This is a genomic window from Pseudobutyrivibrio sp. ACV-2 (assembly GCF_900107545.1).
Lineage (GTDB): Bacteria > Bacillota > Clostridia > Lachnospirales > Lachnospiraceae > Pseudobutyrivibrio.
The window spans coordinates 39,707-51,829 of record NZ_FNQZ01000018.1 but is presented as its reverse complement, the minus strand read 5'-3'; the positions used below and the strand labels follow the sequence as shown (position 1 = coordinate 51,829).

Sequence of the window (12,123 nt, the reverse complement as noted above, 5' to 3'; positions counted from 1 at the left end):
GTCTCTGCAGATCCATTTTATTCTGAATCAAATATAAGATATCTTGAAGGCATCGCAAATGATATCAAAACAGGAAAAGCTCACTTTGAAGAACATGAACTACTGGAGGATGAAGATTAATGGGAATCCTATGGGAAGACAGAGGTTGGGATGATTATCTTTATTGGCAAACCCAAGATAAAAAGACTTTAAAAAGAATTAATTCACTAATAAAAGATGCCCAACGTGATCCATATAATGGTATTGGAAAACCTGAACCGTTAAAGGAAAACCTCAGTGGGTTTTGGAGCCGTAGAATAAATGATGTAGACCGCCTTGTTTATGATTTTGAGAACGGAAATATACGTATAATTTCATGTCGCGGACATTATGAATAAAATATCGTTAATATACACCGCCTTAGATTGCATCTCAACTCTCAACATAGGGCAACATAGGGCGGTGTTATTCATTATATCTATCTTTCCATTAAATAGTTGTTTTGCATATATATATATATATATTACATTTAGGTCTTAAAAATTGTATTATTAACATAGATTTAGGACTTAAAAATTGTAAAAAACTCTATTTTCAGCCCAGAAAAAGTGTAATTTTCCTTCCGGTTCAGATGCGAAAAAATGTACTTGGCACATTGGAGGTATGATATATGCAGCGTTTTGCGATGGATAAACTTGTTGAATGGAAAAATAGTACAAAACGAAAGCCTTTAGTTATAATGGGAGCGCGTCAAGTTGGCAAAGCTACCTCCTATTAAATGAAGGTATCCACATTAAACAGCGGAAATATATCCTGAAAATAGTTTCACCATCATATAAATAATCATTCAGTTTAATCATGCTATCTCTCCCAATACTATTTACACTCATCCACAAATGCAGTTATCAGCTTTATACTGTCCTCATTAGCCCTGCTGTGGCTGTTCTGACACTGATAAATTTCTCTCTTTCTATTAAATTCTATAAAGTAACAAAGGCGCTTTGAGCCGCTATTGCGACTCAAAACGCCTTTGTTTGATTTAAAGTATACGAAATTTTCAAAAATATGCAACAATTTTCTATTAAATCCCTGAAAGCCATGATTAACTTATGTTGCCTTGCATAGTTTCTATATGTAGCGGCTACTAAAAGCCCAATGTATCATTTACCAAAATAACATGGATTCTATCAGCATGACGGGAATATCGTGCTGAGCTTCATTCTCATAAAACTCCAAGCTCAAACGCTTACTTGCAAAGCTCAGCAACAATCATATTGATGGCTTTTCCATCAGCCTTGCCCTTAAGAGCTGGCATGACTTCCTTCATGATTGCTCCCTTGTTCTTAGATGCAAGAACCTCTGCGAAATTCTCCTGAAGGAATCCGCGAATCTCATCCTCGCTCATCATTGAAGGTGCGTACTCTTTGATTACTTCATATCTGAACTGATACTCTTCCTTTAAATCTGTTCTATCAGCAGGGCATGTATCGAGCTGTTCTTTAGCTGTCTTTAATGACTTGAGAATAACCTGATCTACCAAATCGTCTGCAATGTTATCTCTAGTGCCAGCATCGATAGCGGCCTTCTTTACATCAGAAACAAGTGAAGAAATAGCATCTTTTCTCGCCTTATCTCTTGCCTTCATAGCTGCGACCATGTCTTTTTGTAATGTTTCAAACTGCATTTTCATTATCCTCCTCTAATCTATTATCTAGATTATAGTCCTTATCAGTGTGTAAATCCATGGCGCAATTACGGAAATCCGATGAAATTACCTTGCCATCATCAATTCTAATTATGTAATCACAGCAAAGCTCAATTAACTCTGGATCGTGGGTAGATACTAAAACAGTACTTCCGCTGACAGCCAGCTCCTTTAAAAGCTCAGCCACTTTCACCATATGAGAATAATCTAGTCCTGATGTCGGCTCGTCAAATAATAGAAGCTTTGCCCCTGCAGCTATGGCAGATGCAATGGCGACTCGCTGCTTTTGGCCGCCGGATAAAGCCATAGGATGTTTGTCTTTGAATTCAAGCAGCCCGAGCCTTTCCAGAATCTCGCTACATTTGTCTATATCCTTTTCCTTCATAGAAAGCAGTACTTCCGCTTCTACACTATCTGTAAAGAGCTGATGGTTTACATCTTGCATAACAAGATAGCTTAAATTTGTCAGGTCTTTGCCTCGATACTTTTTATTGCGATAAATGATTTCCCCTGTGCAGTCCATTTCCAGGCCGCATAGGCACCTTAGAAATGTGGATTTGCCCGTGCCATTTCTACCAATAATACCTATCACCTTTCCCTTTGGCAAATCAAGTTCTGGCATGTTTAGATTTAAAATATCTGCATCATTTGCAGATAGCTTTTTCTTTCGAAAGATATAAGGCCTTCTTTTATATGTAAAATAAAAGTTTTTCAACTTAATGGAATCCCCATAATCGCTAAAATTTCTCAGTGCACCCTGACCTGAAGATATGTCACTAAACTTATCTATATATTTCTCTTCAATTTTCACTGGCCTAAGCTTTAGACCTCTTATTTTTGAATCCGTAAATGCGAAGAATTCATCTCCATTGTATTCGCCCGCAATCTCACCACTATCCATGTAGATAACACGATTAAGCAGGTCCTTCAAGTACCATAATCTGTGCTCCGAAATTACGATAGTCTTTCCTTCACTCTTCCATTTGACGATTTCATTTTTCAAATCTTTAATGGCATCCCAATCCAAATTGGAAGAAGGCTCATCCAGAAGAACAACATTAGGCAAAAGAGCCGACACAGAGCCACAGGCAATCTTCTGTTTTTCACCACCTGACAAATCAAAGAGGCTTCGCCCCATGAGCTTTTCCAGGTTCATATCCTTTACAACCATGGCAGAACGTCTTCTTATTTCATTAGGATTTAATCCAATATTTTCAGGTCCAAAGACTATCTCGCCATCGGTATCTACAGAAAAAAACTGGCTCCTTGGATTTTGGAAAACCGTCCCAACTACGCCAGCCAAATCATATAGCTCAGTATTTTTGATATCATGCCCATCTACAAAAACTGAACCACTATATTCACCTGGATAATAGTGAGGAATCAAGCCATTGATTAGCCTGATAATGGTAGTTTTTCCTGAGCCAGATGCTCCACACAAAAGCACCGTTTCTCCTTGCGCTATGTTAAGAGAAACATTGTTTAACAGACCTTCCTCCGACCCCTTATATTGAAAACTTACGTCTTTAATTTCAATTATATTCTTCATAATAAAATGTACTTATTCAAAATAAAAATAACTGTTGCGATTGAAAACAAAAGTATCAAAAGCCAGTCAAAAACATGCAACTTAAGCTCCACCACACTGGTTCTTTTCACTTTCCCGCCAAGTCCTCTGGTGATGGCAGCTGCCGACAATTCATCGCCGATGTTGACGCATGAAAATAAAAGGGGAATTATTCTGTATTCAACCATTTTCGCTGCATTACCTCCTGCCAGAAATATTCCTCTCATCTTCATGGCATCTCTTATGGAACCATATTCCTCTTTGATGGTTGGGAAAAATCTCATGACCACCGCAAAAGAGATGGTTATGCCATCTGGAACATGCATTTTTTGCATCGCCGCCATAAATTCATCTATCTTTGTAGAATGAATTACATACCAGGCAGTAATGAATGCAGGTAAAAACTGGGCGATAATGCCGCAATATCCGGTCAGTAACGCCCTGATTAGGCCTGTTGATTCCGATGATAAGAAATAGAAAGTCAGAATCAACGCACTTATATAAAGCGCAAAGAAACGCAACGCGCTGGCATAGCGTTTCTCTGCAATAAGAAGTGCGATAGGCACCATGGTAGTTAGAATTCTAAGGCCCCACAAAAATGGCGTGGTGGCACTCATCATAACAATGGCAGATACCACAAAAATCATATAAATTTTCGTTCGTGGATCGAGCTTAATTTTCATTAAACAATTCCCGCCTTTTCAAAATGTTTCTTTACAACTATTTTTCCAATATAGGAACCGATGTATCCAAAAATAAGGCAAAGGATCAAAAGAACCCAAATAGTTTTGCTGTTGATTGCTCTAAACAAGCTGTCTGTGTATTCTGCAGAATAGCCCTCTTCTAAAAGGGATTTTCTATAAGAATTTGCAGTCACGATTACAGGAAAATAATTGGCGCAAATCCACAGGCAAAATACAGCATAACTGATGGCAATCATTTTGAACTGCTTGTAATCCCCAGCTTTTGCAATAAAATCAGCAATTACACCAGCCAAAATAATAAGTGGTGCTCCCAGGAATCCCATGCCTGCAACAAACATAATGATTGCAATTAATACTGACATAATTGTAATCATTCCAAATTTATCTACCTTGCTGTAAAAAAGCATCATAGGAATTGAGGCTACAATAGGAATCATCACTACATATGAAGCTACAATGTATGGGTGAATAAAGCCAAGTATGCCACATGCAAACTCCACCACAAACACAATCGCTGTAAATATTCCTACTGTAATAAAATCCTTCGCTGTCAATTTTTTCTTGTCCATTTTCTTCCTCCAAAATAATTAAGCAATCTTCCAGCTTACAGCTTTCTTTCGTCCGCTAACAAAATTCTTGTAAATGCCATCCACAGCCATAAGCTCATCATGCTTGCCTTGCTGGACAATCTTGCCCTTATCGATGACTATGATTTGATCTGCATGTCTTACAGTTTTCAGCCTGTGGGCAATCATGATGATGGTCTTTTCTCTTGTAAGATTTTCAATTGCCTCAGTTAATTCCTTCTCGTTTTCAGGATCCACGTTAGCTGTTGCCTCATCCAAGATGATTATTGGGGCATCCTTCATGATGGCTCTAGCAATGGCAATTCGCTGTTTTTCACCACCTGACAATGTGGCACCGCCCTCGCCAACCACCGTCTCATAGCCATCTGAAAGTGACATGATAAAATCGTGGCAACATGCTTTCTTGGCTGCCGCAATTACCTCCTCCATGGAAGCCTCCGGCCGGCCAAATCTGATGTTGTTAGCAATTGTATCCTCAAACAAATAAACTCGCTGGAAAACAAAGCTGAAATTCTCCATCAGAGAATCGAAGCTGTAGTCCCTTACATCTCTTCCGCCAAGTGTGACCTTGCCGGATTTCACATCCCAAAATCTTGCAATAAGAGATGTCAGAGTGGTCTTGCCACCGCCGGAAGGGCCAACGATAGCTGTAGTAGTTTTCTCTTTAATATCAATGGTCACATCGTCGATGATAGTTCTTTCCTCATATGCAAAGCTGACATGATCAAGATGAATGTCGTGGTTTGAAGGATGAATATCTTCACCATTAATATCCATCTGCTCAACTTCCATAATCTCATTTACCATATCAACGCCTTTTCCAATGATTCTGATAAGAGCTGTGTATGTTCCTGCCAAATCAAGGGACTCGAAGATGATGAATGCACAAAGCATCATTGTGATGCTGTATGTGAGCTTCATGGTGCCATTCAGATAAAATGCGATTGATGCGCCTGCAATTACTACTCCCGCAAGCTTACAGATAAGCATCTGCACGCCTACCAAAGGAATAGCTGCAATCTCTGCTTTGATATCAGCCTTTGTTTTTCTTTCAATGGCTTTATTAAGCCTTGCGTTGTTCATGGAGATGATGTTGTAATTTCTGATTTCTGCAATGCCCTGAATAAACTCAAGAATTACGCCAACCATATCCTTATCTGACTCAATTTTCTCTGGGGCAACCTTCTCTACACTCTTGTTTGTAAACTGATTGAAGATAAAGAAAATCAGGATAACAGCAACACATATCAAGCCGATTCGCACATCAAAAATAAACATGCCCAGGCTAACGATAGCTGTGGTAATTGTGCCTTGCATAACTAATATTATTGCGCGGGTTGCAATATCTCCGGTCTGCTCCAAAGTATTGGTGGTAACAGATGTGATATGTCCCAGGCTGGTATCATTAAAATACCCCATTGGCAAATATCTGAGATGCTCGCCAATTTCAATTCTCTTTCCAGCACAAGTCCTATAGCCGCCTTCTGTTAGAAGCATCTGATAGAACCTATTTATAACCATTTTTCCGACAGTGCTTAAGAGCATAAATCCCATTACAAGTAAAAACGTATTTACGGTAATGTTATTATTCACAATGGCATCAATTGCAAAATAAGCTGCAGGAATTTTCATGCCTGTAAACATTGCATCAAGAACACCGAATGCAATTGATTTATAAAACTTTTTTCTGTTTTCTTCGTTGCAGAATTTGAAAAATTTCATCAGAATTTTAAGCATGAGCGGCCTCCCTTCTAGCTTCAGAACCCATGACTGAATCCACTCTGTCATCATCCTTCGACATGGTGTGTGCCTCCCACATATTTCTGTAGAGAGGACAATCAGTTAGGAGCTGAGCATGAGTGCCTTCTGCTTCCACATTTCCCTCATTTATAACGAAAATCTTGTCCGCATCTATGATGGTTGAAAGTCTATGAGCAATAACGATAAGTGTCTTGCCACGTACCAGCTTTGCCACGCTTTCCTGTACCAGCGCTTCGTTTTCTGGGTCCGTATATGCGGTAGCCTCATCCATAATTACAACCGGTGCATCTTTGAGCATTGCTCGTGCTATACAGACTCTCTGTCGCTCTCCCCCTGATAGATGTCCGCCCGCGCCACCAACTATGGTGTCGTAGCCATTTTCAAGGCCAAGGATGAATTCATGGCATCCAGTAGCTTTCGCTGCAGCGATAACCTCTTCATCTGTAGCACCGGCCTTGCCCAGTCTGATATTTTCCATTACAGACATATCAAACAGATAGTTGTCCTGAGCAACATAAGCAATCTGGCTTGTGTAATACTCTAATGGAAGTTCCTTAATATCCACCCCGCCAAATGTGATTGTGCCTTCGTCCACATCCCACAGTGAATCGATTAGTCTGGCAATTGTGCTCTTGCCAGAGCCAGATGGTCCAACAAATGCGTTAACCTCCCCCTGCTTGATATCCAAATTCAAGCCGTGCAAAATCTCCTTATCCTTGTATGAAAAATGCACATTTCTGAGAGTGATATCAGAGCCCACCGGCTGCTTTGTAAGAGTGTTTGGTCTTACCATATCTTCTCTTTCAATAATCTCTGTAACCTCTCCAAAGATAGCCTGCATTTTCATAATGTCGTCCATGTATGAAAATGCAATCATCAAAGGTCCCATGAGACCTGCTGAAAGAATAACTGATGTGATGAAATCCTCTGGTGTCATGCTATTATTTTTCACTAAAAGTAAACCAACTGGAAGTATTCCAAGGAATGTAGCTGGTGTGAATGCGAAGCATCCTGCCTGGAACCAGATACATTTTCTCATCCAATTGATGAAGCAATCTGCCCCTTCTTTTGCAGCAAGGACGAATTTCTCATAGGAGCTTCCTGTCTTGCCAAAGGCTTTGATAACCTCGATACCATTGATATATTCAACAGCGGTATCATTTAAATATTTAGTTTTTTGTATCGTATATTCGAATTCACCCTGACTTCGGGTCATCATACCAGCTGCAAAACATAAACCGATTGCAACTGAAATGAGATTTGCTAAGCCCATGCGCCAGTCCAAAACAAGAATGTAAATGAACATGACTATAGGCAACAAGATATTTGCTGTAAACTCAGGCACAATATGAGCCAAAGTTGTTTCCATAGAATCAACGCGCTCTACAATAATATTTTTGTAGGCGCCACTGTTATCATCCAAAACCGCGCCCAGCGGAATGGTTGAAAGCTTCTTACAAAGCTGAGTTCTAATTCCGCCTAACACATTGAATGTGGCAACGTGGGACAATGTTGTAGATGTTGAGTGAAGCGCAACTCTAAGAATCCAACATAATGCCATCATCAAAATCAGTGACATGTAATGGCTGAAATCCATATCCTTTGATAAAAGCATCCCAACAATCTTAGCAATTATCAAATATGGAATAAATGACATGACAACACCGATAATGGCAAGCAGCACACTGCCGATGTAAAAACTTTTCTTTCTCCCTGCAAAATGAATAACCCAGGAGAACGTACTTTTTTTCTTCATAAATTCCTCCTTTTGGCATGCAAGAACAATTTTAGAAACCTAAGAATTTTCTCCAACCTTCCTTAAAGAATCTGGATATGGTATCGCAATAGTGAAGGGCCTGCTCGTATGTGAAATCGTGATGAACCATCTCTAGCATTGCTGTGTATTGCGCGCTTAAAAGCAAATGCATCTCATTTTCATCAACTGAATTTACAAGCATACCTCCAGCTTCAAGTTCATCCTTGAAAGCCAGCGTGGCTTCCTGAACCTTTGAGACAATTGTATGAAGATAATTCTCATATTTCGTTCCTTCACTTTTACAAAACAAAAGCTTGTGCGCATCAAAATTATCGTAAATGAGCTTAACGATAATTTTCGCCTGATCCTCATCTTCCCACATGGCTTCCACACCATTCTCTCTGGCAGTACCCACCTGTCTTGCCTCTTCTGTCCGGCACAGCCCTTCCCAAGCACTAACAGCAGGCTCCACAACAGCATCAAATATTTCCTCCTTGCCTGCATAATGCCTATACAAAGCGGTGGCTGTAATACCTACTTTACTTGCGATTTTTCTCATGGAAGCATCTTTATAGCCTTTCTCCATGAACTCTTCCATAGCAGCTTTTAAAATTTGTTCTTTTGTTTCTTTGGTTCTCACATGATTTCCTTTCGATGTTAACACTGTTAACATGTTAGTTTCGACTAACATTATAGTTAGATATGTCTAACTTGTCAAATAATATCTTAATCTTTTTTAGAAAAAAGGTAAGCGGTAAATATAAAGCTCTCTAGTTGGTTGCTTACAAATGAAGTACAAAAAGAAAAGACTCAAGCTTCAGTAGAAACTTGAGCCTTTTCTTTTTATTCCTCGCCCGTATATGTTCTAGTATAGTGTACCATGCTTACTTTCTTGGCAATCCCCAGTATAAACAATGCTGCCATAATAGCGATTGCTGCTTCAAAACTGAAAAAGCTTACTACTATTGCAAATAATAATAGGAAAATAGCTGCAAACTTTACTGTAAACTTCCCAGATAGTGATTCGATATGACACATACGCTCATCATGCATTTCGTTATAGATTTGTGTAAGTTTCTTATCATCCTTAAGAGCATTTGAATACTTTACAAGATGATAAATACTTATGATGTCCAATACGATTACCATTCCTATTACAAATCCCTGCATGAAATCAGCATAATTAGATGTTGCATACATTGCAGTTATAGTTGGTCTCTGTGACACAAAATACAATGCTGCACTAAGTAGTATAATTCCAACATATGCAAAATTCTGTTTTTTAATTGATTCTCTCATCTGATTCATTTTTTTGTTATTCATTAGTCTTCTTCCTCCAAGCTCTCAAAATCAAATACTTCCTCAATGTTCATATTGAAGTGATGTGCAATCTTATACGCTAATATCAGAGACGCTGTATATTTTCCTATCTCTATAGAGGTAATTGTCTGACGCGTAGTTCCAACAATATCAGCAAGTTCAGATTGCGAAAGTTTATTCACTTTCCTTAACTCCTTTATTTTGTTTTTCATGACAGCCTCCATGCTCTTGCTAAGTTCGCTTTGCAAAATTAGTATAGTTTGCTTTGCATATTATGTCAAGCTAACTTTGCATTATTTTTTATCTTTTTTCAAAAATCATCCGTAAGCATTAAATAGGAAGCCCACACAGAATACCATTTTGAAAAATCAAGAAAGTTTAAGACTTTTCCTACTTTCTAAACTTTTAATCAACAAAGTTCCTGCAGATTTAATCTGCAGGTTTTCTTATGCAATAGCAGCATCTGATTGCAAATCAGATTTTTCATAATTATTTGGTGCCTTAGGCCGCTCTGGCACAGGAAATAGATTATCAAGAAGGTGCCTGTTTGCCTCAACCTGATTTATTTCGTATTGCCTGTAATCCTTAGACCAAGGCAACATAGCATCGAGAGCTGTCTTATCTTTAACCTCATATTTCTCATCAACAAGAGCTGGCATCTTTTCTAAGATGTACTTGATGTAAAGATAAGGATTGGCGCCATTTGCCTTTGCTGTCTCTACAAAGGTATACACCATAGAATTAACTTCCGCACCCAGGGGCGTATCTGCAAACAACCAGTTGACTCTTCCCACTGAAAAGCTTCTTATGGATCTCTCACTTGCTTATGCGAATGTTCGCATAAACCAGTGAAAGATCAATAAGACCTTTCACAATAGGAACTGGCTTTTCTCTGATAGCCAGGATGGAGCCGATGCAAGCATGAAGATTTATTCACTTGTAGAGTCAGTCAAAGCCAACGGTATAGATCCTTTGAAATACCTTACTTATTTACTTGATAATCGTCCGAGTGCTGATATGTCAGATGATGACTTTGAGCGTCTTGCTCCTTGGAGCAATGAAACTCGAAAAGCATGCGAACTATAATACGGAGTGAAATGCTCCATTATCTGGCATCCTTGCGGATGCCATTTTTAATTTTGGTAGCGCGGAATATTAAGCGCTTACTAAACTTTTATTATTGTTCATATATTAATCATCATAAATAAAGTATTGTATTGCAAAAATGATAATCATTATCAATCTATGATTGGAAACCCTCAAAGGCTCAGATTCAGATTAGCATTTTATAATTAATCGTTCCATTGTCCTTTTGACAATTCATCAGGAATTTGCAAATATATTTTAAAATTCCATTTGTAACTCTCAAATACTTACCTATACATTTATAAGCAATTACTATAAGAACTTGAGTGCTTTCTGTTTACCAAATAAAACTAAGCAAAGAGCACCTACAACAGCTATTCCTCCAAGAGCGTATGTGCCCCAATTCTTCTCTTCTGCAGGTTCCACGATAATAGTTTTGTCTGGAGTTTCGTATATCTGATCCACCTCTATTAAATCCAATACATCTGCAAAGAGATAAATGAACTGATAGAAATCGAAGTTTATAGGATATAATTGTTCTTTGCTGCTAGATAGAATGGCCTTTTTTATTAGCGCTATATCTCCTTGGGTGTATAGAACTTCTCCTGGGTAATCATCAATAATATGAGGAAGTTCTGAAATGCCACAGGTTGAAACATATTGATAGTTGCTTTTTAACGAGCTGAAGTCATTGGTAGCTACAACATAAGGCTTAATCACTATATCGTTAGTAATATCGATATTAGATAAAGTGGATTTTAATACATGAACTTCTCTATTAATCTGGTCTCCTATATTCTTCAATGCTTGTCTATCGGATCTATATTTATCTATAAGCAACCCATTTTCAGCAATAAATAAGTTGTTTTTACTGTATTTACTTTCTAGCAAAAATATCGCCCTATTAGTGATTACGATACCATCAAGTTCTGCGGATATATCGTCATTTTTAAGACTAACATTGTAGATACTATTATGCTGAGAATAAACAAATGAATCGGCTCTTCTAAGGGCTTTTTCTCCAATATTGCCTGTGATTTCTGAAGAAATCAAGTTTTGTAATTTCTTACATGAATTTGAAAAATCAATAATACTTTTATTAGAGTTAATGCCCAGTTCACTTGCTCTATTTTGGATATGATTCGCCACATCAATTATACGAAGATTTTTCCCATGAACATTTTCAAAAACAGTATTCACTATAAAGCTTTGTAGTTTTAATAAAATGGATTCTATAGAATCCTTTCTATATAAACCATCTCTAGTGATACCTATTTTGTATAATTCTTTAACAAATAGACTTTTTCTAAATTCCTTATTCATAATTAAATACCTTTCTATATAAAGTACTCGCAGATAATATCTATTAATTATTCTGCGAGTACTTAAGCACAAAATATTAGAGTTACTATCTTTTGCGTGTATACGTCTCAACAGTGGTACCGTTTGAGTACTGTACTTTGCTAGCCTTAAATTTTCCATGGTCGGTTGAAATTTTCAAGACTTTCCGTCCTGTATTTGTTATGCGAGCTGAAAATCTATCTCCAGGTGCTTTTAAAAAATTAAATGATTTTATTAAATCAAATGACATTACGTTTTCCTCCTTATCTTCTTATTATTGCGGTTATTACGTCAATCGCGGCATGAGCGATGATGTT

General features: G+C 38.0%; 14 protein-coding genes. 2 read left to right on the top strand and 12 right to left on the bottom strand.

Going from position 1 to position 12,123, the window contains the following annotated elements; genetic code table 11:
• Positions 1-119: 119 nt before the first annotated feature.
• The gene (locus tag BLV53_RS14560) at positions 120-377 is read left to right on the top strand and encodes a Txe/YoeB family addiction module toxin (protein WP_090302191.1); all 258 of its coding nucleotides are present in this window, start codon (positions 120-122) and stop codon (positions 375-377) included.
• An 848-nt stretch (positions 378-1,225) separates the two neighbouring features.
• Here BLV53_RS14560 and BLV53_RS14555 read toward each other — a convergent pair.
• The 10 genes from BLV53_RS14555 to BLV53_RS14510 all read right to left on the bottom strand — a co-directional run bounded on the left by BLV53_RS14555 (position 1,226) and on the right by BLV53_RS14510 (position 10,173).
• Positions 1,226-1,663, bottom strand: coding sequence for a GatB/YqeY domain-containing protein (locus BLV53_RS14555; protein WP_090302188.1), 438 nt, complete (start codon positions 1,661-1,663; stop codon positions 1,226-1,228).
• Complete coding sequence (locus BLV53_RS14550; protein WP_090302186.1) at positions 1,653-3,233, bottom strand: ABC transporter ATP-binding protein; 1,581 nt, start codon at positions 3,231-3,233, stop codon at positions 1,653-1,655. Before BLV53_RS14550 ends, BLV53_RS14555 begins: the two co-directional genes overlap by 11 nt.
• Positions 3,230-3,934 carry an energy-coupling factor transporter transmembrane component T gene (locus BLV53_RS14545; protein WP_090302184.1) on the bottom strand — a complete coding sequence of 235 codons (705 nt, stop codon included), beginning with the start codon at positions 3,932-3,934 and terminating at the stop codon, positions 3,230-3,232. The genes BLV53_RS14550 and BLV53_RS14545 overlap by 4 nt, the downstream gene beginning before the upstream one ends.
• On the bottom strand, positions 3,934-4,524 hold the full coding sequence (locus tag BLV53_RS14540; protein WP_090302182.1) for an MptD family putative ECF transporter S component: 591 nt from the start codon (positions 4,522-4,524) through the stop codon (positions 3,934-3,936). The genes BLV53_RS14545 and BLV53_RS14540 overlap by 1 nt, the downstream gene beginning before the upstream one ends.
• An 18-nt stretch (positions 4,525-4,542) precedes the next feature.
• Positions 4,543-6,279 carry an ABC transporter ATP-binding protein gene (locus tag BLV53_RS14535; protein WP_090302179.1) on the bottom strand — a complete coding sequence of 579 codons (1,737 nt, stop codon included), beginning with the start codon at positions 6,277-6,279 and terminating at the stop codon, positions 4,543-4,545.
• A complete protein-coding gene (locus tag BLV53_RS14530; protein ID WP_090302177.1) occupies positions 6,272-8,059 on the bottom strand; it encodes an ABC transporter ATP-binding protein in 1,788 nt (595 codons plus the stop codon). The genes BLV53_RS14535 and BLV53_RS14530 overlap by 8 nt, the downstream gene beginning before the upstream one ends.
• 31 nt (positions 8,060-8,090) lie before the next feature.
• On the bottom strand, positions 8,091-8,699 hold the full coding sequence (locus BLV53_RS14525; RefSeq protein ID WP_170830890.1) for a TetR/AcrR family transcriptional regulator: 609 nt from the start codon (positions 8,697-8,699) through the stop codon (positions 8,091-8,093).
• A 203-nt stretch (positions 8,700-8,902) separates the two neighbouring features.
• A complete protein-coding gene (locus tag BLV53_RS14520; RefSeq protein WP_090302173.1) occupies positions 8,903-9,382 on the bottom strand; it encodes a hypothetical protein in 480 nt (159 codons plus the stop codon).
• Positions 9,382-9,591, bottom strand: a complete 210-nt coding sequence (locus tag BLV53_RS14515; RefSeq protein WP_090302170.1) for a helix-turn-helix transcriptional regulator — start codon at positions 9,589-9,591, stop codon at positions 9,382-9,384. The genes BLV53_RS14520 and BLV53_RS14515 overlap by 1 nt, the downstream gene beginning before the upstream one ends.
• A 234-nt stretch (positions 9,592-9,825) precedes the next feature.
• On the bottom strand, positions 9,826-10,173 hold the full coding sequence (locus tag BLV53_RS14510) for a transposase domain-containing protein (protein ID WP_139298980.1): 348 nt from the start codon (positions 10,171-10,173) through the stop codon (positions 9,826-9,828).
• 127 nt (positions 10,174-10,300) lie between these two features.
• Between BLV53_RS14510 and BLV53_RS17680 the strand changes: the two genes are divergently transcribed.
• Positions 10,301-10,465, top strand: coding sequence for a transposase domain-containing protein (locus BLV53_RS17680; protein ID WP_090302166.1), 165 nt, complete (start codon positions 10,301-10,303; stop codon positions 10,463-10,465).
• A 312-nt stretch (positions 10,466-10,777) separates the two neighbouring features.
• Here BLV53_RS17680 and BLV53_RS14500 read toward each other — a convergent pair whose 3' ends face one another.
• Together BLV53_RS14500 and BLV53_RS17120 are read right to left on the bottom strand one after the other, a co-directional pair.
• The gene (locus tag BLV53_RS14500) at positions 10,778-11,788 is read right to left on the bottom strand and encodes a nuclease-related domain-containing protein (protein ID WP_170830889.1); all 1,011 of its coding nucleotides are present in this window, start codon (positions 11,786-11,788) and stop codon (positions 10,778-10,780) included.
• A gap of 85 nt (positions 11,789-11,873) precedes the next feature.
• Positions 11,874-12,056, bottom strand: a complete 183-nt coding sequence (locus BLV53_RS17120) for a hypothetical protein (RefSeq protein ID WP_170830888.1) — start codon at positions 12,054-12,056, stop codon at positions 11,874-11,876.
• Positions 12,057-12,123: the final 67 nt, after the last annotated feature.